The sequence below is a fragment of the Hoeflea sp. AS60 genome (assembly GCF_038900115.1).
Lineage (GTDB): Bacteria > Pseudomonadota > Alphaproteobacteria > Rhizobiales > Rhizobiaceae > Hoeflea.
Genome location: NZ_JBBMQP010000002.1, coordinates 48516 through 69691 on the forward strand (window position 1 = coordinate 48516; position 21176 = coordinate 69691).

Below are 21176 nucleotides of genomic sequence, written 5' to 3' on the forward strand. Positions count from 1 at the left end.
CAGGCGGTTGGCTCTGCGACGATGCCGGGCGTTGAAAATGCCAAGACACTGGATTGAGATCAAACCTGTTTCTTCAATTCGGTCGCGAGTTTTTGAATCTGCTCGGCGCCAATTCCACAGCAGCCGCCGACCAATGTGGCCCCGGCTGAAACCCAGTCGCGGGCAAAGCGCAGATATCCGTCGCCATTGAGCTCGGCGCGCATGCCGCTCAAGCCTTCATTTGCCTTTTCTTCAGCCGTTTCCTGCTCGAATGCATTGGCATAGACACCGACCTCGGTTTTGGCATCCATCTGGCGGAAAACGGAAGCTGCGGTTTTGATTGCGGCTTCCATGACCTCAGGCTTCGAGCAGTTGAAAAGTAGTGCCTCGATCCCGGATTGCGCCGCCCAAGCGGCTGCCGCGGCAACGGTTTCACCGGACCGCAAAGCCGGCTCTGATGCGGCTGAGCCCCCCTTGTCATTGAGCGTAAACGAGATCCAGACCGGTTTGCCGGTGGCTTCAACTGCGGAGCGTACTGCTTCTGCTTCCGCGATCAGGCTCAGTGTTTCACCAAGCCAGACATCAATGTTGGGCAACAGGTTGTCGATCAGAACCGACAAATAGTGCTGTGCGCGCAAGGGATCAAAATTCTCAGGCTCGTAGGAGCCGAAAATCGGGGGCAGGGAGCCGCAGACCAGAACCTTGCGATCGGTGCGCGCGTCGGCGGCTTCACGCGCGAGCTTTCCGGAAAGGGCAATCAGCGCCGGGCCCTGCTCGTCAAAGCGTTTCTCACCAATGTGGAATGGCACCAGAGCATAGCTGTTGGTTGTGATCGCGTCGGCACCGGCGTCAATGAATTCCGAGTGAACCTGGCGCACGATCTCGGGGCTTTCCATCAGTGCCAGGGCCGACCACTCGGGTTGAACCAGCCGCGCACCAAGCCTTGTCAGTTCGCGGCTCATTCCACCATCGAGGATCTTGAGAGTGTGAGCCATGCGAAATGTCCTTGTACCAGATGGCGGGCGGTCGGAATCGTGTGTGGTTTTCGACCACAGCATGCCGCCTCAGGGGTTGAGCCTGTTCTCAGTATGAGTCGCCTCAAAAGGTCAACGCCTCATCGGCGTCGTCCAGCGCTCACAGTTGCGTGAGAATCGCGGCTTTCCAGGCGGTATACAAAAGGTGCCTACTTGCAGCTTTGCGCACGGTCCGTATCTCGGCCGGGTACATCGTGAACCAGCGCCGCGCAATGGCTCCCAACATTGCCCGGCGCAGCGTTCGCGCGACCAATCATAGCCTGAAAGGCCCTCAAAATGTTGCTTGAAAAGCTGAACTGGCGTTATGCCACCAAGAAAATGAACCCGGAGAAAAAGGTCTCCGACGACAAGGTTGAAAAGATCCTGGAAGCAGCGCGGCTTGCCCCCACATCCAGCGGCCTGCAGCCTTTCGAGATCATCGTCGTGACCGACCCCGAAGTGAGAGCCAAGATCCGCGCAGTGGCATGGGATCAGGCGCAGATCACCGACGGATCGCACCTGCTGGTTTTCGCGGCCTGGGACAATTACACTGAAGACCGGATCAACACCATGTTCGATCAGGTAAACGAAGAGCGTGGCGGCACCAACGAGGGGTGGGAAGCCTACCGGCAGAAGCTCCTGACCGGCTATGTTCCTCGCGATGCGGACGTGAACTACGAGCACGCCGCCCGTCAGGCCTACATCGCTTTGGGCATGGCTCTGACTGCCGCTGCCTTTGAAGGTGTCGATTCGACCCCGATGGAAGGCTTTGAGCCGGAAAAGGTCGACGACATTCTCGGTCTGAAAGCGCGCGGTTTGCGCTCGGTGACGCTGGTGCCGTTGGGCTATCGCGCCGAAGGCGACTGGCTGGTTGACCTGAAGAAGGTTCGCCGCGCCAAGGAAGACTTCGTGAGCTTCGTTTAAAAAAAACCACGCCGCGCCTCGATCTCGAGGCGCGGCTAGTCCTGTTGTTCCGTCTGATAATCACTCTCCAGCATGCACATGCAATCAATCATGCTTTGCGGGACCGGCAGTTCGCGTATCTCTGCGGGCGTGAACCAGCCAACAGCCTTGGCGTCATCCATGGCGATGGCATCACCGCCGGGATCATCGGCGCGAAAGACAGTCAGAAAAAAGTGCGAGGCGTTCCCTCCGGGATCATCCGAGCCGAGATCAAAGGTCGCGAAAGCGCGGGGATTTCTGGCCTTGAGTCCGGTTTCCTCCTCAAGCTCGCGCAGCGCAGCGAGCTCAAGCTTTTCCTCCGGATCAACCCGACCGCCTGGAAACGCATACATGTGCTGGGCCGGCGGGTTGGCGCGCAGAACCAGAAGATATTTCCCATTCCGCTCCAGTGCGACGGAGACGGCGAGTGCCGGTCCGGGTGCGGATTGATCTGCCTGCGTTGCCATTGCTTGACCCTGTCCCTCTCGTCAGTCATGGATTGGCAATGTGTGGACGATTTTCATTAACCGCAACCCCGGAACAGGTGCAGGAGCTGTTCGGTCTCGAAGAGATCGAGGGTTTCCCGCCGCGCTACAATATTGCGCCGACTCAGCCGATCCTGATCATTGCCGGAGACCGCCGCCGTGACGAGGGCGACAACCGCACCGACCGGCGGGCGCTTCTGGCGCGCTGGGGATTTCTGCCCGGCTGGGTCAAGGACCCGGCCGAGTTTCCGCTCCTGATCAATGCGCGGTCTGAAACGGCGGCCGAAAAGGCCTCATTCCGCGCCGCCATGCGGCATCGCCGTGTTCTGATAGTGGCATCGGGGTTTTACGAATGGCATCGACCGGGGAAGGGCTCGAAAGAAAAATCCATTCCTTACTGGATCAAGCCTAAGCAAGGCGGCATCGTCGCCTTTGGCGGGCTGATGGAAACCTATATGAGCGCCGACGGCGCGGAGATTGACACCACGGCGATCCTGACGGTCGGGCCCAATCGCGAGATCGCGCCGATCCATGACCGGATGCCGGTGGTGATCGCGCCTGAGGACTTCACCCGCTGGCTCGATTGCCTCAATCAGGAGCCGCGCCATGTGAGTGACCTGATGCTGCCTGCGCCGGACGACTATTTCGAGGCGATCCGTGTCTCTGACCTCGTCAACAAGGTTGCCAACTCCGGACCCGAAGTGCAGGAACCTGCAACAGATGCCGACCCAATCGAGCCCCCGGCAAAGCCCGCGAAGCGCACGGCGAAATCCAAAGCCGCCGATGCCCATTCCGACCAGATGAAGTTGTTCTGATCCATGCATTCCTTGTTCGCTTCCGCGATTTCCGGGCTTCTGCTCGGCGGCTCGTTGATCATCGCCATCGGCGCACAGAACGCCTTCATTCTGAGGCAGGGTCTGCTCAGGCAGCATGTGTTCATCCTGTGCCTGATCTGCGCGCTGTCGGACGCTGTGCTGATAGGCCTTGGCGTCGCGGGTCTCGGCGCGATCATATCGGGCTCGCAGATCCTGATTGGCGTGGTGACGCTGGGCGGTGCGGTGTTTCTTGCCTGCTATGCATTGCTGGCGCTCAAACGGGCGATCAAGCCTGCCGGGCTGGAAGCGGCCAAGACCGGTCCGGGATCGCTGAAGGCTGCCGTGCTCACCTGTCTCGCCTTCACCTTCCTCAATCCGCATGTCTATCTCGATACCGTGCTGCTGGTCGGCGGGTTGAGCGGGCGTTATCAGGGCACCGCGCGGCTGGCCTTTGCAATCGGCGCCATGTCGGCCTCGTTCCTCTGGTTCTTTGGGCTTGGCTATGGCGCGCGGGTTCTGGAGCCGCTGTTTTTGAAACCCTCTGCCTGGCGGGTTCTGGACGGGCTGATCGCTTTGGTAATGGCTGCGTTGTCTGTGTCGCTGCTGGTGCGGTTTTTCGCCGGCTGAAAGCCGCTGACGGGCATCTTGACCGGGCTCACGCAATCGGGGATAAGCACGGTATGAAAACGGCACACGGCGCACGCGCCACCTGCATTTGCGGCATCATTATTCGCTAGCGCTTCGCTGGCTCGGCCGTTTTCGTCTTCTCACCATACAGGACAAACGATCCGGGCCAGGGTGCTGGCATCGGGGAGTGGACATGACCGAACTCAAATTCTGGAACACGCTGACGCGGGTCAAGGAAGAGTTTACGCCGATCGATCCGGACAATGTGCGGATGTATGTCTGCGGCCCGACGGTCTATGATTTCGCCCATATCGGCAATGCCCGCCCGGTGATCGTGTTTGACGTGCTGTTCCGGCTGTTGCGCCATGTTTATGGCGAAGACCACGTCACCTATGTGCGCAACATCACCGACGTCGACGACAAGATCAATGCCCGGGCGCTTCGCGATTATCCCGACCTGCCGCTGAACGAGGCGATCGCCAAGGTGACCGAAAAGACCGCCGAGCGGTTCCACAAGGATGCGGCCGCACTCGGCTGCCTCGAGCCGACATTCGAGCCGCGCGCTACCGCCCATATCGACGGCATGGTCAGGATGATCCAGACGCTGATCGACAAGGGCAACGCCTATGTAACGTCGGGCAGGGAAGGACGCGAGGTGCTGTTTGCGGTTGGCTCTATGCCGGCCTACGGCAAGCTGTCGAACCGCAAGCTCGAGGACCAGCAGGCAGGCGCCCGCATCGCGGTGGAAGACCACAAGCGCAACCCGGCGGATTTCGTGCTGTGGAAAGAGTCGGCGAGCGACGAACCCGGCTGGGACGGCAGCTTCACCGAGGGCGGCGAGACTGTCAGCATCCATGGCCGCCCCGGCTGGCACATCGAATGCTCGGTGATGAGCGAGCATCATCTGGGTGAGACCTTCGACATCCATGGCGGCGGGTTGGATCTGATCTTCCCACACCACGAGAACGAGATCGCCCAGTCCTGCTGCGCCCACGGCAATGACCGGATGGCCAACCTGTGGATGCACAACGGCTTCCTGCAGGTCGAGGGCAAAAAGATGTCCAAGTCCGACGGCAACTTCGTCACCATCGCCGAGCTGCTCGACACCGACAAATTCGGCGGTCGCAAATGGCCGGGCGAAGTGCTGCGGCTGGCCATGCTGATGACGCATTACCGCGAGCCGATCGATTTTTCAGTGAAGCGGCTGGAGGAGGCGGAGGCTGCGCTTTGGAAGTGGGCTGACGCATCTGAAGGTGCATCGCTCATGTCTGGGATGGATGAGCATGCAGTTGAGATATTGTCTGAAGACCTCAATTTTTCTGCGCTTAAGGCTTATTTGGATCAGCTGAGCAAGGCAGCTTCAGGTGGGGATGAAAAGGCGCGCGATTGGCTTCGAAGCACACTCTATCACCTCGGATTTGTAGAGCTGCAGAGGCAGTCAGACGGCGAAACTGCCAAAATAGTTTTCGAGATGGCAGATTCAACTATAGGTCCGCGTATTCAGAAACGTCTCGAACTCCTTGCCACTAAGAACTGGGCCGAAGCCGACAAAATCCGTAACGAGTTGCTTGAGCAGGGTATCCAGCTCAAGGACGGTAAGGATCCCGAGACTGGCGAGCGGGTGACGACCTGGGAGGTCAAGCGGTGAGTAGCGGGCTTTACCCCCCTCTGTCACCTGCGGTGACATCTCCCCCGCAAGGGGGGAGATTTGGGGCCGTGCGGCTCCGCCTGAGTTCCAGATTAATTTCAGTGTTGGCGAGAGGTTCTCTTTCAGGTTGTGTTTCGGTTGCAGATGCAGTTTTGTTGGTGGGGCCTGATCTTTCGGCACGTCAATCTCCCCCCTTGCGGGGGAGATGTCACGCAGTGACAGAGGGGGGTAACTTGCCGCACAGCAAAGTGCCGCCGCACCTTCGCACAAACGCCCGCCGCAAGCGCAGCGCAACGACCGAGGCGGAACTCAAGTTGTGGAATGAACTCAGAGCTCATCGTCTGATGGGTCTGGGTTTCCGGCGGCAAGTGCCGATTGGCCGATATATTGTCGATTTTGCCTGTCCCGAGCACAAGCTTGTTGTCGAAGTCGATGGTAGCCAGCACGCCGAAAACCAAGCCCATGATGAGGTGCGCTCAGCCTATCTCGAGCAGCAGGGATGGCATGTCGTACGTTTCTGGAACCACGATGTGCTCAACGACATCGACAATGTCTGCACGCATATTTTGCGCCTCGTCGGAGGGGGTGACCAATGACGTCCTTTGAGAAGGGCATCCACACCGGCGGCTGCCAGTGCGGGGCGGTTCGCTACCGGATCGAGGGCGAACTCGAATATCCGCATCTGTGCCATTGCCGCATGTGCCAGAAGGCTGCGGGGAATTACTTCATGGCGCTCGGGTTCGCGCCGGGCAAGATGCTGAGCATCACCCGCGGCAAGCCGGGCTGGTTTCAGTCTTCCGATCCGGTGCGGCGCGGGTTTTGTCGGGACTGCGGCACGCCGCTGTTTTTCGACACGCTGCAATCGGACGGCATGGCGGTCACGCTTGGCAGTCTCGATGATCCGGCGGCGTTTCCGCCGGTGGCCAATGATGGCATAGAGACACGGGTTCCGTTTCGCGCGGCGCTGGACGGTCTGCCGGCAAAGAGTGTCGACCGGGATGATCTGCCGGGCGGTATCGCCAGCATTGCGTCCTCCAATCATCAGCACCCCGACCATGACACCGGCGTCTGGCCGATGGAGGAGACCACATGAGCACTGATACTCATTCCGGTGGCTGCCAGTGTGGCGCCGTGCGGTTCCGACTGAGCGGAGCGCCAGGCAACTCGTCGGTCTGCTATTGCCGGATGTGCCAGAAGGCATCGGCCAGCCATACTCTGGCCCTGGTATCTGTGGGCGAGGCCGGTTTCGAATGGACCCGTGGCGAACCATCCTGGTTTCAAAGCTCGAACGCGGCGCGACGAGGCTTTTGCAGCCAATGTGGAACGCCGCTTGCCTATGATGCTCCGGATGGGCTGGCACTGTCGGTGCTGACGTTTGACGATCCGGATGCTGTGGCGCCGACCATTGCCTATGGCATCGAGGGCAAGCGGATCTGGTGCGACGGTATTCCGGCGCTGCCTGAGCGCCACACTATGGAAGACGCCGACGCGGTGGCGTTTCTGAAAACGCTGGTGAATTACCAGCACCCCGACCATGACACGGAAACCTGGCCGGAGCGGAAACAGTGACCGCGCACCGGCCGGGAACCGAGATGCCGAATGGCTGCTTTACGGCCTGATCGGCAAGGGCGTACTGGTGGCCGTGGTCACAGTCGCCGTCGTCGTCTGGATCAATTGGAGATAATTTGATGAGTAATTTGCGTACACTTTACCCCGAGATCGAACCCTTCGAGACCGGCTTTCTCGATACCGGCGACGGTCATCAGGTCTACTGGGAGCGGGTCGGCACCAAGGGGGCCAAGCCGGCAGTGTTTCTGCATGGTGGCCCGGGCGGCGGCTGCGGTCCGGTACACCGGCGGCTGTTTGATCCTGCACTTTATGACGTGATCCTGTTTGACCAGCGCGGATGCGGACGCTCGACGCCGTTTGCATCGCTTGAGAACAACACCACATGGGATCTGGTCACTGATATCGAGCGGCTGCGGCAGATGGCAGGCTTTGAAAAATGGCTGGTCTTCGGCGGCTCCTGGGGCTCGACGCTGGCGCTGGCCTATGCCGAGACCCATCCGGCGCATGTGAGCGAACTGGTGCTGCGGGGCATCTACACGCTGACGCAGGCGGAACTCGACTGGTACTATCAGTTTGGCGTCTCGGAGATGTTTCCCGACAAGTGGGAGCGCTTTCTGGCGCCGATCCCGGAAGCCGAGCGTGGCGACCTGATGGCGGCCTACCGCAAGCGGCTTGTGGGTGATGACCGGGAGCAGCAGATTGCTGCGGCGAAAGCCTGGAGCGGCTGGGAAGGCGAGACGATCACGTTGCTGCCCGAGCCGTCGACCAGCGACAAGTTCCACGAGGATCAGTTCGCGCTGGCGTTTGCCCGGATCGAGAACCATTTCTTTGTGCACAAGGGCTGGCTTGAGGAAGGTCAACTGCTACGTGACGCTCACAAGCTTGAAGCGATCGACGGCGTGATCGTGCACGGGCGCTATGACATGCCGTGCCCGGCGCGGATTGCCTGGCAACTGCACAAGGCCTGGCCGCGTGCCGGCTTCCACCTGATCGAAGGCGCAGGCCATGCCTTCTCAGAACCAGGTATTCTCGACCAGCTGATCCGCGCTACTGACAGGTTTGCTGGCAAGGCAGACACATGACGGATTCCGTGATGGGCAAGCAACGCATCTACCTGTTCGACACCACGCTGAGAGACGGCCAGCAGACGCCGGGCATCGATTTTTCCGTCGAGGACAAGATCGCCATCGCCAAGATGCTGGATGATTTCGGCATCGATTATGTCGAGGGCGGTTATCCGGGGGCCAATCCAACCGATACGGCATTTTTTGCCAGGAACCGCACAGAGAAGGCCAAATTCGTGGCCTTCGGCATGACCAAGCGCGCGGGTGTGTCGGCGTCCAATGATCCCGGCCTTGCCGGTCTCATTCAGGCCGAAAGCGATGCGGTTTGCTTGGTTGCCAAGGCCTGGGACTACCATGTGAAGGTGGCGCTCGGTTGCACCAACGAGGAGAACCTGGACTCGATTTCGGGCTCCGTGCAAGCCGTGTCGGCAGCCGGCAAGGAGGCGCTGGTTGATTGCGAGCACTTCTTTGACGGCTACAAGGCCAATCCGGACTATGCCGTGGCCTGCGCCAAGGCAGCTTATCAGGCCGGCGCGCGCTGGATCGTGTTGTGTGACACCAATGGCGGCACCCAGCCTTCGGAAATCCGCGAGATCATTGCGTCGCTGATCGCTGAGGGCATTCCGGGTGATCATCTCGGCATCCATGCGCACAATGACACCGGCCAGGCGGTGGCAAATTCGCTTGCCGCCGTGGAAGCCGGCGTGCGGCAGATCCAGGGCACGCTCAACGGCATCGGCGAGCGCTGCGGCAATGCCAATCTGGTGACGCTGATTCCGACCCTGATGTTGAAACCGGCGTTTTCCGACCGGTTTGAAACCGGGATTGCACCGGAAAAGCTCGAGGAACTGACCCCGCTCAGCCACGGCTTTGATGAGTTGCTCAACCGTTCGCCGGCAACGCAATCGCCTTACGTCGGCGCATCTGCGTTTGCCACCAAGGCCGGCATTCACGCCTCGGCATTGCTCAAGGACCCGCGCACCTATGAGCATGTGCCGCCGGAAACTGTCGGCAATTTCCGCAAGGTCATGGTCTCGGATCAGGGCGGGAAATCCAATTTCATCAATGCGCTGAAACGGCGCGGCGTCGAAGTCGGCAAGGATGATCCGAAGCTCGACAAGCTGATCGGCATCGTCAAGGAGCGCGAGGCCACTGGCTACGCGTACGAGGGCGCGGATGCGAGCTTCGAGCTGCTGGCGCACCGGACGCTTGGCCGCGTGCCTGAATTCTTTTCCGTGACCAGTTTCCGGGTCATGGTCGAACGTCGATTCAACGCTATGGGGCAGATCACGACGGTCTCGGAAGCCGTGGTCAAGCTGGTGGTCGACGGCGTCGAAATGATGTCGGTGGCGGAAGGTCACGGCCCGGTCAACGCGCTCGACATCGCCCTTCGCAAGGATTTGGGCGTCTACCAGTCGGAGATCGCCGATCTCGAACTGGTGGACTACAAGGTGCGCATCCTCAATGGTGGCACCGAGGCGATCACGCGCGTTCTGATTGAATCCGCTGACAGCGACGGCGGGCGCTGGTGGACAGTCGGTGTGTCCGACAACATCATAGATGCCTCTTTCCAGGCGCTGATGGATTCGATCGTCTTCAAGCTGATGAAGAACCGGGACCTGGCGGGCAGGGTGGCTGCTGAGTAACGGGCCGGGCGATAGAGGAATGTGATTGATGATCGTGCAGGCATGTCTCAATGGTGCAAGAGCGCCTGATTTTCATCCAAAGTTACCGCTGACGCCAGAAGCCATGGCAGCGGATGCCGTTGCCTGCCTAATGGCGGGTGCGGCCGAGCTGCATATCCACCCGCGCGACGCCGATCTTGCCGAAAGTCTGGGCGCGGTAGATTCAACGATTGGGGTCGTGCGCGCGGCTTGCCCGGGAACGCTCATCGGCGTCTCCACCGGTGCCTGGATCGAGAACGATGTGCAGCGCACCCGCGATTGCATCTCCAGCTGGTCGGTGCTGCCCGACTATGCCTCGGTCAACCTGTCGGAAGACGACGCACCGGAGGTTATGGCCATATTGAGGTCGATCGGCGTGGGCATCGAAGCCGGACTTGCGACCGTGGCCGATGCCGAGCGCTTCGTCGCACTTGCCGATCACGACAAGGTTCTGCGCATTCTCATCGAGATCGAGGAGCAACAGCCACGTGCCGCAATCGACATCGCCGAGGGCATCATCGCGGTGCTGGCGCGCGCCGGCGTGACGCGGTCGATCCTGCTGCACGGTTTCGACGCCACTGTCTGGGATTTTGTGCACCTGGCCCGCGAGCGCAGCTGGTCGACCCGGATCGGGCTCGAGGACGGTCGCGTCATGTCGGACGGAAGCCTTGCAACCGGCAACGCCTCGCTGGTTGCAGAGGCCGTGGCAATATATCGGCGCGGATAGCCGCTGCCCGGCTCCTGGCGGGTGCTGCAAGAGCAATCGATGACCTGGCCGCGCAGCCCGAGGCAATCACGGAATTGAAAATCGCGGCAACGTGGAAGAACGGCCAGCCGGTCTATGCCGTGCTCAGGTCCTGGCTGAAACGAGGTCTCGCCATTGCCGCGTTCCGGGACATGGTGAAAAAGCAGTATCAATCTCGGCGATCAAAGCCGGTTGTCATTGTTCAGCGGAATGAATTTGCCCATTCATGCGGCTTGGCATAAGCGTCGTCCCCCAAAGCGAGAAGAGAACGGGACACCCGATGGCGACTGAAAAAGCTCCGGCAGCCTATGATGAAGACACGCCGCGCGGCTTTGCCTTTGCGCTGACCGCCTATCTGCTGTGGGGCTTTCTGCCGCTTTACATGAAGGCTGTCGGCCATATTCCTGCGCTGGAAGTCGTCGCGCACCGGGTGATCTGGTCTGTGCCGATTGCGGCCGTGGTGCTGATCTGGCTTGGGCGGACACAGGATATCCGCGCCGCGTTCAAGTCGCCGCGGACCATGGGCATGGCGCTGATCACGGCCGCGCTGATTACTGTCAACTGGTGCATCTATGTCTGGTCGGTGGCTGCGGGCAGGGCCATCGAGACGGCGCTGGGCTACTATATCAATCCGCTGTTCTCGATTTTCCTTGGCGCGGTGCTGCTGAGGGAAAGTCTCGATGGACGCCAGAAAACAGCGATTGCGCTTGCGGCGGTCGCGGTCGCGCTTCTGGCATGGGAATCGGGCGGCTTGCCCTGGGTCTCGGTCGGTCTTGCGTTGTCCTGGGGGTTTTATGCGTTCTTCAAGAAGTCGCTGCCCGTCGGTCCCAATCAGGGCTTCTTTCTTGAAGTCCTGGTCCTGACTGCGCCGGCGCTTGGCTATATCGCCTATACCGAATTCAACGGTACCGGCCATTTCGGCGATACCGGCATGACCGACATGCTGCTGTTGATTGGCTGTGGTCTGGTCACCGCGGTGCCACTGATGATTTACGCCAATGGCGCCAAACTGCTCCGGCTCTCGACGATCGGGATCATGCAGTATATCGCGCCGACGATGATCTTTTTCATCGCCGTGTTCATCTTCAAGGAGCCGTTCGGTGCCTACAAGCTGGCGGCCTTTGTGCTGATCTGGATTGCGCTGGCGATCTATACCTCATCGCTCTTGCGCAGCCGAAAGGCACGACAGGTTGCAGCCGCTTCAGCGCCAGCGGCTATAACCGACTGACGGTCAGTCTTACAGTTACACCTTGCTCACGATTGGGCAGATCTGTTCCTGAGGCCCGGTCCTGCTTGGCAAGCAACCCCGCATCAGATTGGTTGGCTTTGCACTGCCCCGAGACCGGGCAGGGTCAGGTTTCAGCAAGGCCTACATTTTTTCGAGTACAGCCGCATCGCCGTCAGATCCCAGGTTCTTCGATTGGGCCAGGATTGCAGGAACGATGTCTTCCGCGCGGTCGATCACCAGGGGCTGGACAAGATGGGCTGTATGGATGAAGCCCTGACTGCTCATGTGCCCGATCAGGGCATTGAGTGGGTCCCAGAAGCCGTTGATATTGGCAAAGACCATCGGCTTGGTGTGCCTGCCAAGCTGGGCCCAGGTCATGATCTCGATGATTTCCTCAAGCGTTCCGATGCCGCCCGGCAGGGTGACAAACGCGTCCGATCGCTCGAACATCATGTGCTTGCGTTCGTGCATGTCCTTGGTGACGTGCAGTTCGGTCAACTGGCCGAGTTCCTGCCGCGAGGCTTCCTTGTCCATCAGGAACTCTGGGATGATTCCGACAGCCTTTCCGCCGTTCGACATGACCGCGTCTGCGACCGCGCCCATGAGGCCCTTTGTGCCGCCGCCATAGACCAGATCAATGCCGTTCTCGGCCATGCTTCGGCCCAGTATCTCGGCCGCTTCACGGTATGCGGGCTCATGGCCCGGCTGGGATCCGCAATAGACGCAGATGGATCCAATTCGCGTTTGTTGTGTGCTCATTTTGCCAATGAGCATGTGCTCCATCATACGGTCAAGGTCAGCCATGCGATGCCAATTGCTTTTTCTTGTGCCATATACCCAAACCATATAGGTTTTTGCGCAATAGATGCATTTTTTGCCGTATCCACGGAGCATACAATGAATAAAAGCAATGCCGGTTTTTGGGCGTTCCTCGGAGTGGTGGCCGCGATTGTTGTCGGCGCATTCTTTTTAGAACCTAACATGTTCAAAACAAATCCGGAATCGGCTTCTGAACCGGCTCCAAACAGCAACATGATCGATGCCACTGCGGAAGCACCGGACACAGCTGCGGCAGTGCAGGGCGAGGGACAGGGTTTGCCTGCCGACGCGGCGAAAGCCGAATCGTCTGACAGGGCCGCATCCGATCCGGCAGATGTTGCTGACAGCTGGGCAACGCCAAGCTTTGATTTGCTCAGGGTTGAACCGGACGGGTCCACTGTGATTGCGGGCAAGGCTGAACCCGGCACCACGCTTGATATCATGAACGGAGAGACCGTGATTGCCTCGACTGACGTCGGCGCGAGCGGCGACTTCGCGGTTATTCTCGATACGCCCTTGTCGGCGGGTGATTACCAACTGACCTTGCGGGTCGTGGGCGAGGACGGAACCGTGCGGCAATCGGAAGAGGTTGCCACGGTTTCGATTCCCGAAAAAGCAGATGGCGAATTGCTGGCCATGGTCAGCAAACCCGGAAAGGCAAGCAGGATCATCGCGCAGCCGACAGCTGCCGCGACCGCGGGCCCAGTCGAAGTCGCATCCGCGACCGCTCCATCATCTGACATGAAGACAACGGATGCTGCTGCTGGTCAGCCGGAGGCTGCAGGCGCCGACCCTTCGGCTGAGAATGTGGCACGAACTGCAGGCAAAACCGAAATGGCTTCCGCTGTGGCTTCCGCTGGCGATACACCAACCGTTTCTCAAACACCTGCGCTTCCAGAGGCCTCGTCGCTGCTGACGACATCTGCGCCGCAGGTCGCTGATCAGAACGAAGCGACAGATCCTGCTGCTGCTTCCTCTTCGGAAGCCGAGCCCGCTGCCGAGGTTGCAATGGCTTCACCTGAAGCTGCCGCAGAAGCGAGCAAGGTTGAAATTCCCGCTGACGCCAGTGTGCGTGTCGATGCGGTTGAGATTGAAGGAGACAAAATTTTCATCGCCGGCTCCGCCACGCCTGGCTCCCGGGTTCAGGTTGCTGCCGATGGCGTTGTCATTGGTTCTGACACGGCCGATGAAACCGGACGCTTTATTGTCGAGGCCACCAGCAAACTCTCAGTCGGAGATCACATCATCAGCGCCGACCTCATGGATGCTGCCGGTGAGAACGTGTTGCTGAGGGCGACAGTGCCGTTCAACCGACCCGAAGGCGAAGCAATGGCAGCGGTAGCTCCAGCCCAGCCTGCCACGCCGGACACGGACACTTCGGCTGGTATGCAGACCTCTGACGTTGTCGCTGCCGGCGAATTGATCCTGCCTGATATCGCCAGCCTTTCGAAGGTGCGTGAAGATGCGTTCGAAGCGTTGTCGGAGCTCAAGAAAGTACTTTCTGGAACCGAGGCTCCGGAGGCCGCTACGGTTTCCGACGCGCTTGCGCTGGCAGTCGAGAAGCTCAAGTCTGCGGCGATGGCTGATCTGCCGGCGGGAAGCAGCAATGAAGCCATGGCAATCGCCCGGTCAATGCGGATCCAGGCCGAGGCAGCGCTTGCGGCGCTGATGCCAAAGGCTGAGGGCGGCGAGGCAACCACTGCAGCTCAGCCGAACACCGGAAATGACGCCTTGGTTGCTGGTGATCTGGCGAAAATGAGTGAAGTCATTACCCAGGCCGAGACGGCGCTGGCGGAACCGGCGGATATGGCCGCAGCCGCTGCTGATGTCGGCCCGGGGATCGTGGGCAGCTCGGGAGAACCGGGCGAGCCCAAGACCATCCTTCAGGCTCCGCTCGCCTCCACGCCCGGTGCCGTGATCATCCGCCGCGGCGATACCCTGTGGCAGATCTCGCGGCGCACCTATGGCGAGGGCGTTCGTTACACCACTATCTACGTGGCGAATCGGTCTCAGATCCTCAATCCGGACCGCATCAAGCCGGGGCAGGTGTTCTCCGTTCCCGAGAAGCCATTGGAGAATGCCGAGGAAATGCACCAGCAGCTTCTGGGCAAGGGGAAAAACCCCTAGAGCGGTTGACCAGTATCCATTCATCGTATATCGCCGATGAACGATGAATGGATCTGCCCTGAACAACGACCAGAAGGACGAAGCGGTCGCTCGCAAGCTTGCGGCGCTGGCGCATCCTGTGCGGTTGCGGTTGCTCAGGGATCTTGGGGCGGCTGACAGTTGTTGCGTCAAGGATCTGGTCGGACGGATCGGATTGGCACAGTCGACGGTATCGCAACACCTCAAGGTCCTCGTCGAAGCAGACCTGGTGAATTTCCGCAGTGAGCGGCAAAGTTCCAGATACACCGTCAACGCCGATGCCCTGCGCCAACTTGCAGGTGTTATCGGCCAGACTCTTGATCATTGTTGCGGCGACGCCAGTTGTTCGCGAGCGGGCAATGGTGAATATGCAGACCAAAATCGGCAGGTGGACGCCCAAGCGACACTGACCGGAACCAAGGACATCTGAATTGGCATCGAAAACGGTATCGGCTGACAAGGGGAACCCCTTCGGCACCCTGAAAAACCTGTGGCCCTACATGTGGCCCGCTGAACGGCCCGACCTCAAGATGCGGGTGCTGTGGGCGACGCTGTTCCTGCTCCTGTCCAAGCTCGTGCTGATCTCGGTGCCGTATTTCTTCAAGTGGGCCACCGATGCGCTGAATGGCGACCCGACAGTTGCGGCCTGGATGCCTGCGCTGATCGCCACACCGGTGATGCTGGTGATCGCCTACAATGTGGTCCGGATCGTGCAATGGGGGTTCAACCAGCTGCGAGATGCGCTGTTTGCCCGCGTCGGGCAGCATGCGGTGCGGCAACTGGCATACAAGACGTTCGTGCACATGCATGAACTGTCGCTGCGGTTCCATCTGGAGCGGCGCACTGGTGGTCTGTCGCGCGTCATCGAACGCGGGACCAAGGGCATCGAGACGATTGTCCGTTTCACCATCCTCAATACCGCGCCGACGCTGATCGAGTTCGCGCTCACGGCTGTCATTTTCGGTGTGGCCTATGGCTGGAGCTATGTGCTCGTTACCGGCGTTACCGTCTGGTTCTACATCTGGTTTACTGTGCGGGCGTCGGACTGGCGCATTGCGATCAGGCGGTCGATGAACTCGTCTGACACCGATGCAAACACAAAATCGGTCGATTCACTTCTCAATTATGAAACGGTCAAATACTTCGGCAACGAGGAGATGGAGGCGCGCCGGTTCGATGTGTCGATGGCGTCTTACGAGAAATCGGCGACGCAGGTCTGGACCTCGCTCGGTTGGCTCAACATGGGGCAGGGTGTCATTTTCGGCGTCGGCATGACGGTGATGATGGTCATGTCTGCGCTGGCGGTGCAGGCAGGCGAGCAGACTATCGGCGATTTCGTCTTTATCAACGCGATGCTGATGCAGCTCTCCGTGCCGCTGAATTTCATCGGCTTCGTGTACCGTGAAATTCGCCAGGGCCTTACCGACATCGAGCAGATGTTCGAGCTTCTCGATGTCGAGCCCGAAGTGCGTGACGCACCCGACGCGAAGCCGCTGGTGATCGATCAGGGTTCCATCCGGTTTGACAATGTCAATTTCAGCTATGATCCGGCGCGGCCGATCCTCAAGGGCATCTCGTTCGAGGTGCCGGCAGGAAAAACCGTCGCCATTGTCGGGCCTTCGGGTGCCGGCAAATCGACATTGTCGCGGCTGTTGTACCGGTTCTATGACATCCAGTCCGGCAGCATCACCATTGACGGCCAGAACGTGCGTGACGTCACGCAAAAGAGCCTGCGCGCCGCCATCGGCATGGTGCCGCAGGACACGGTTCTGTTTAATGACACCATTGCCTACAACATCCGCTATGGCCGGATAGATGCCAGCGAAGCGGAAGTTGATCAGGCCGCTGATCTGGCGCAGATCGGCGGCTTCATCCGCACGTTGCCTAACGGCTTCAAGGCGATGGTCGGCGAACGCGGGCTTAAACTGTCCGGTGGCGAGAAGCAGCGCGTGGCGATTGCCCGCACTATCCTCAAGGCGCCGCCGATCCTGATCCTGGACGAAGCGACGTCGGCGCTCGATACAGCGACCGAACAGGAAATCCAGACCGCGCTTGATTTCGTTTCAAAGGGCCGCACGACGCTTGTGATTGCTCACCGTCTGTCGACCGTCGTCAGTGCGGACGAGATCATCGTGCTCAAGGACGGCACTATTGCTGAACGCGGGGATCATGCCGATCTGCTTGCGCAGAAGGGGCTCTATGCGTCGATGTGGGATCGCCAGCGCGAGGCCACAGAGGCCGAAGAGCAGCTCAAGCGCATGCGTGAGGATGACGAGATGGGCATCGTCACGCGGCGGCGTACGCCGGAGGTTGGCGACGCCTGAGCAATCCTTGCGCAGTTGACGCCGTAAAGTGGTTTCCCCTTTGAGGCAATTTGCTGTAGTCACGGCCCAATGGTCAAATCAGGGAAGACGTCATGAGTATCATCGACAGCGTTCGCAACGCGCTGGTTCCGGTTCACCGGGACGGCTACAAATTTGTCGCCATTTTCTTTGGCGTATCTTTGCTGCTTGGCTGGATCGCCGATCCGCTGTTCTGGATCGGCATGGTGTTGACCGCCTGGTGCGCCTACTTCTTCCGCGACCCGGAACGGGTGACGCCGCTTGACGAAGATCTGGTGATCAGCCCAGCCGATGGCCGTGTGTCTTCGGTCGTGCGGATGATGCCGCCGTCCGAGCTCGGTCTGGGAACCGAAGAGATGCTGCGTATCTCGGTGTTCATGAACGTGTTCAACTGCCACGTGAACCGTGCGCCGGTTAAGGGGCGGGTGGTTCGCAAGATCTACTCGCAGGGCTCGTTTCTCAACGCCGAACTCGACAAGGCCAGCACGGAAAACGAACGCAGCGGTCTTGTGCTTCAGACCGGTCACGGCGAGATTGGCGTGGTGCAGATCGCAGGTCTGGTTGCGCGGCGGATTCTCTGCTGGGCTGAGCAGAACGAGCATCTTGATGCGGGCGAGCGGTTTGGTCTGATCCGGTTCGGATCGCGGCTCGATGTGTTCCTGCCCGCATCGGCGCGGCCTCTGGTCAGCATCGGGCAGACCGCTATTGCGGGTGAAACCATGCTCGCAGAATTTGGATCGAACAAGGGACCTGTGGTCAGCCGCCGCGACTGACCGTTGGCTCCGGCGACAAGGGAGACATGCATGCCAACGCCGTTTCCACCCTATGACCCGCATGGTCTGGATGAATCGGAGTACGAGGAGGGGCGTGGTCCGCGTCTGCGCGAAATCCCGTTCCGGATGCTTATCCCCAACCTGATCACGGTTCTGGCGATCTGTGCAGGCCTGACCGGTATTCGTCTGGCGTTCGAGAATCGCTTCGAAATGGCCGTCGCCATGGTGCTGATCGCGGCCTTTCTTGACGGTATTGACGGGCGCGTGGCGCGGCTGCTGAAGGCTCAGTCGAAGTTCGGCGCCCAGATGGATTCCCTTGCTGATATCGTCAATTTCGGTGTCGCTCCTGCGCTGGTCCTGTATGTGTTCATTCTCGATCAGGCCCGGTCGTTCGGCTGGATCGCTGCAATTGTGTTTACGATCGCTGCCGCGCTAAGACTTGCCCGTTTCAATGTCATCTCCGAGAGCACGACCAAATCGGCGTGGGAAAGCTATTACTTTGTCGGAGTGCCTGCGCCGGCAGGTGCTCTTTTGGTGCTGTTGCCGGTCTACCTGGGTTTTCTCGGGTTTCCGATTGACCGTGCCACCGGGCTTGCCGCTTCCGCATACACCGTGTTTATCGGGTTCCTGCTGGTCAGCAGGGTGCCGGTGTTCTCCGGCAAGGGGATCAGCGGCGGTGTACGGCGTGATCTGGTCATGCCCTTCATCCTGGTTGCTGTGGTTTACGTGTCGCTGCTGATGAGTTTCACATGGGAAACGCTGACGCTGACCGCGATCGCCTATCTCGCGTCTCTGCCATTCGGCGCCCGGGCATGGGCGCGAAAATATGGTCCTAAGTCACGTCAGGCGAATGGCAAAACCGAGTCTGGAAAAGCGGCATCTGGCTCGGATGATGATGCGGGCAAGTGATCTGAAGGGTCTGGCCCCCATCGCCGGTTAGCGATCTTCGCTTGTTTGGCAAGGTCAAGACTATCAGACGGTGCTGTCGGTGCGGTGCGACTTGATCCATTCGTCTGCGATCTTCTGGGTCGTCACGTAATCGGTCTTGCCTGAGCCGAGGAGCGGAATTTCGGGAACGTTGACGATTTCGCCGGGGACCATAAGGTCGGTTGCGCCGAAGCTGCGGGAATAGTCCCGCAATTCCTCACGCAGCGCAGGCATCTTGGTGGTCACCAGGACAATGCGCTCGCCCTTTCGCCTGTCTGCGACTGCGACAGCGGCATGGAAGGCTTCCGGCCAGAGCTGCTGGGCCATCAGTTCGATAGCCCCGAGCGAAACCATCTCGCCGGCAATCTTGGCAAAGCGCTTCACCCTGCCGCGGATGGAGATATAGCCGTCCTCGTCGACGTCCACGATGTCGCCGGAATCATGCCAGCCATCGGTCATGGTCTGAAGCACACCGGGATCAGAGGCCAGCATGTAGCCGAGCATGACATTGGGGCCGGACACAAACAGCCGGCCTGCATCATTGATGCCTTCCACCGGCTCGAGCCTCAGCGACATTGCAGGCAGCAATCTGCCGACCGTTCCATCCTTGAAATGACTGCCCGAATTGACGGCGGCGACGGGCGCAGTCTCGGTCATTCCGAAACCCTCGATGATGGTGGCGCCGAACCGTTCGCGATAGATCCGTCTGGTCTCGGCGCGGACTGCTTCCGCGCCTGCCACGATCAGCCTCAGGCTTTTGAAATCGGTATCCTTGGCGGTGCGGGCATAGCCGGCGAGGAAAGTGTCGGTGCCGAACATGATCGAGGGTTTGACTTCGCGTGCCACTGCCGGAATGAGCCGGTAGTGCAGGGGCGAGGGATACAGAAACAGTCTGACGCCATAGAGCAGCGGCAGGATGGCGCCGCCGGTGAGCCCGAAGCAGTGGAACACCGGAAGAACGTTGAACAGCTTGTCGCCTACCGAAATGTCGATGCGGGCTTCGGCCTGGGCAACATTGGCGTGCAGATTGGCATGCGAGAGCACCACGCCCTTTGGTGTTCCCTCCGAGCCGGACGTAAACAGGATGACGGCCGGATCACTCGCCTTGACTGGCCTGAGCGGCCTGCGCCAGCCGAGGAACGCGGTGGCTTTCTCGGCGCGTGAAATGCTCTCACGCAGGTCTTCAAGCCAGACAATCTTGACGCCGGCTTTTTCTATGGCAGCGACCGGTGCTTGAAGGCTGGCCTTTTCGACAAAGGCGCGGCTCACCAGCACGGTGCGGATCTTTGCAGTCGAAAGGGCTGAGACGATGGCTGCGGGACCGGCGGTGTAATTGAGCATGGCCGCGACCCGCCCGGCGGACTGGAGCGCCAGAAACGTCACTATGGCGGCGTTGGCGTTGGGCAGCATGACGCCCACGGCTTCGCCAGGCTGGCTCATCTTCGCGAACCGGGCGCCCAGAACGCGTGCGCCAATAAGAAGTTGCTTGTAGCTGAGCCTGCCGCCCAAGGCATCTTCGAGCACGGGCCCCACCTTGCCGTAGTGGTCGGCGGCATCGCGAAAGGCCAGAAACAGGCCGCGCTCGAGATCGTTGCTTTCAAACCGCGCCAGCGCCAGCAGATCGTGAACCCGGTCTTCATCGCGGGGAGCCGTCGCTCCATTGTCGGCCGGGCTGACGTCGTCAAATTCGAGAACACCCGATTGCGCCAGCGTAAAGTGCGGCAGCAGATGACGCGGTGCCCTCGATCTGGGATGAGCCGACCAGACCGAGAAGCTCGATCCGCGAACGTGCATGGCGTGAACTGCCGCGCCGTGTTTTCGCGCAAGTGCTGCCACGACCTTGTAAGTGGCCAGGGTTTCGATGGCGGGTTCCACATCGGGCGGGAACGGCAGTGTGACCGAGCCTCGAGCAGCAAGTACGGCCTCGATTGCGGCGGTGTCTCCGGCATGGGCAGTGCGGGCGAACAGGCGCATTCCAAACAGGATCAGCGAGCGTTGATCGTCGTCATGCAGCACATGCAGGCAATTCCGGTCGAGGACGGACCAAAGCACGGCTGCATCAAGACCGGATTGGCGCGAATAGACATGGACAAGAGGCCTGCCGGGTTTGGCGGAGAGGGTTTCCCGAGTGGGCAGGCGAAGACGGAAGAGCGTCCGGAGTTTGATCAGGGTGATGCCCTGCGCCAGTCCGGCGTTGCGTTGGCGCGCGACTTTAACTGCTGCCAGTAAACCCACGCCCAGCAAAATGATTATCAGCGTTGTCGCCAAACCCGCCATACACAACATCCTCCAGGCCCGCCGGTCCAGGAAGATGGTTCTCTGATGAACCGGGCGCAGCTCCCGTCCACAAGCCTAGAGCTGATCCGCTGCTAAGGGAACAGTCATGATTGG

21 protein-coding genes are annotated in these 21176 nt (G+C 60.1%); 16 read left to right on the plus strand and 5 right to left on the minus strand.

Annotated elements, in window-relative coordinates:
* Window positions 1–59: 59 nt before the first annotated feature.
* A complete protein-coding gene (locus WNZ14_RS10510; protein ID WP_342868605.1) occupies window positions 60–974 on the minus strand; it encodes a homocysteine S-methyltransferase family protein in 915 nt (304 codons plus the stop codon).
* 315 nt (window positions 975–1289) lie between these two features.
* Between WNZ14_RS10510 and WNZ14_RS10515 the strand changes: the two genes are divergently transcribed.
* On the plus strand, window positions 1290–1916 hold the full coding sequence (locus WNZ14_RS10515) for an NAD(P)H-dependent oxidoreductase (RefSeq protein WP_342868606.1): 627 nt from the start codon (window positions 1290–1292) through the stop codon (window positions 1914–1916).
* A 35-nt stretch (window positions 1917–1951) separates the two neighbouring features.
* On the opposite strand, the gene WNZ14_RS10520 is transcribed toward WNZ14_RS10515, so the two are convergent.
* Window positions 1952–2401 (minus strand): NUDIX hydrolase, encoded by a 450-nt coding sequence (locus tag WNZ14_RS10520; RefSeq protein ID WP_342868607.1) that lies wholly within the window; start codon window positions 2399–2401, stop codon window positions 1952–1954.
* Window positions 2402–2439: 38 nt separating this feature from the next.
* Here WNZ14_RS10520 and WNZ14_RS10525 point away from each other — a divergent pair, with 38 nt between their 5' ends.
* The 10 genes from WNZ14_RS10525 (at window position 2440) to rarD (ending at window position 11779) form a co-directional block, all read left to right on the plus strand.
* Window positions 2440–3234, plus strand: coding sequence for an SOS response-associated peptidase (locus WNZ14_RS10525; protein ID WP_342868608.1), 795 nt, complete (start codon window positions 2440–2442; stop codon window positions 3232–3234).
* Window positions 3235–3246: 12 nt separating this feature from the next.
* On the plus strand, window positions 3247–3861 hold the full coding sequence (locus WNZ14_RS10530; RefSeq protein WP_342870208.1) for a LysE/ArgO family amino acid transporter: 615 nt from the start codon (window positions 3247–3249) through the stop codon (window positions 3859–3861).
* A gap of 193 nt (window positions 3862–4054) precedes the next feature.
* Window positions 4055–5509: a cysteine--tRNA ligase gene (cysS, locus tag WNZ14_RS10535; RefSeq protein ID WP_342868609.1), complete on the plus strand. Its 1455-nt coding sequence runs from the start codon at window positions 4055–4057 to the stop codon at window positions 5507–5509.
* A gap of 233 nt (window positions 5510–5742) precedes the next feature.
* Window positions 5743–6105: an endonuclease domain-containing protein gene (locus WNZ14_RS10540; protein ID WP_342868610.1), complete on the plus strand. Its 363-nt coding sequence runs from the start codon at window positions 5743–5745 to the stop codon at window positions 6103–6105.
* Window positions 6102–6602: a GFA family protein gene (locus WNZ14_RS10545; RefSeq protein WP_342868611.1), complete on the plus strand. Its 501-nt coding sequence runs from the start codon at window positions 6102–6104 to the stop codon at window positions 6600–6602. Before WNZ14_RS10540 ends, WNZ14_RS10545 begins: the two co-directional genes overlap by 4 nt.
* Window positions 6599–7078: a GFA family protein gene (locus WNZ14_RS10550; RefSeq protein WP_342868612.1), complete on the plus strand. Its 480-nt coding sequence runs from the start codon at window positions 6599–6601 to the stop codon at window positions 7076–7078. Before WNZ14_RS10545 ends, WNZ14_RS10550 begins: the two co-directional genes overlap by 4 nt.
* 119 nt (window positions 7079–7197) lie before the next feature.
* Window positions 7198–8160: a prolyl aminopeptidase gene (gene pip, locus WNZ14_RS10555; protein ID WP_342868613.1), complete on the plus strand. Its 963-nt coding sequence runs from the start codon at window positions 7198–7200 to the stop codon at window positions 8158–8160.
* Window positions 8161–8171: 11 nt separating this feature from the next.
* On the plus strand, window positions 8172–9788 hold the full coding sequence (gene cimA, locus WNZ14_RS10560) for a citramalate synthase (RefSeq protein WP_342870209.1): 1617 nt from the start codon (window positions 8172–8174) through the stop codon (window positions 9786–9788).
* A gap of 28 nt (window positions 9789–9816) precedes the next feature.
* Window positions 9817–10533 carry a 3-keto-5-aminohexanoate cleavage protein gene (locus WNZ14_RS10565; protein WP_342868614.1) on the plus strand — a complete coding sequence of 239 codons (717 nt, stop codon included), beginning with the start codon at window positions 9817–9819 and terminating at the stop codon, window positions 10531–10533.
* Between the two features lie 298 nt (window positions 10534–10831).
* A complete protein-coding gene (rarD, locus tag WNZ14_RS10570; RefSeq protein ID WP_342868615.1) occupies window positions 10832–11779 on the plus strand; it encodes an EamA family transporter RarD in 948 nt (315 codons plus the stop codon).
* A gap of 141 nt (window positions 11780–11920) precedes the next feature.
* Here the strand turns inward: rarD and WNZ14_RS10575 are convergent, their stop codons facing one another.
* Complete coding sequence (locus tag WNZ14_RS10575) at window positions 11921–12538, minus strand: TIGR00730 family Rossman fold protein (RefSeq protein WP_342870210.1); 618 nt, start codon at window positions 12536–12538, stop codon at window positions 11921–11923.
* 23 nt (window positions 12539–12561) lie between these two features.
* Window positions 12562–12813, minus strand: a complete 252-nt coding sequence (locus WNZ14_RS10580) for a hypothetical protein (protein WP_342868616.1) — start codon at window positions 12811–12813, stop codon at window positions 12562–12564.
* Here WNZ14_RS10580 and WNZ14_RS10585 point away from each other — a divergent pair.
* From WNZ14_RS10585 to pssA, 5 genes are all read left to right on the plus strand, one after another.
* Window positions 12812–14725: an Ig-like domain-containing protein gene (locus WNZ14_RS10585; RefSeq protein WP_342868617.1), complete on the plus strand. Its 1914-nt coding sequence runs from the start codon at window positions 12812–12814 to the stop codon at window positions 14723–14725. The genes WNZ14_RS10580 and WNZ14_RS10585 overlap by 2 nt on opposite strands.
* 43 nt (window positions 14726–14768) lie before the next feature.
* Window positions 14769–15173 (plus strand): metalloregulator ArsR/SmtB family transcription factor, encoded by a 405-nt coding sequence (locus WNZ14_RS10590; protein ID WP_342868618.1) that lies wholly within the window; start codon window positions 14769–14771, stop codon window positions 15171–15173.
* Window position 15174: 1 nt separating this feature from the next.
* Complete coding sequence (locus tag WNZ14_RS10595; protein ID WP_342868619.1) at window positions 15175–17067, plus strand: ABC transporter ATP-binding protein/permease; 1893 nt, start codon at window positions 15175–15177, stop codon at window positions 17065–17067.
* Between the two features lie 77 nt (window positions 17068–17144).
* On the plus strand, window positions 17145–17858 hold the full coding sequence (locus WNZ14_RS10600; protein ID WP_342870211.1) for a phosphatidylserine decarboxylase: 714 nt from the start codon (window positions 17145–17147) through the stop codon (window positions 17856–17858).
* A 30-nt stretch (window positions 17859–17888) separates the two neighbouring features.
* Window positions 17889–18767 (plus strand): CDP-diacylglycerol--serine O-phosphatidyltransferase, encoded by an 879-nt coding sequence (gene pssA / locus WNZ14_RS10605; RefSeq protein WP_342868620.1) that lies wholly within the window; start codon window positions 17889–17891, stop codon window positions 18765–18767.
* A gap of 63 nt (window positions 18768–18830) precedes the next feature.
* Here pssA and WNZ14_RS10610 read toward each other — a convergent pair whose 3' ends face one another.
* Window positions 18831–21062: an AMP-binding protein gene (locus WNZ14_RS10610; protein WP_342868621.1), complete on the minus strand. Its 2232-nt coding sequence runs from the start codon at window positions 21060–21062 to the stop codon at window positions 18831–18833.
* Between the last annotated feature and the right edge of the window lie 114 nt (window positions 21063–21176).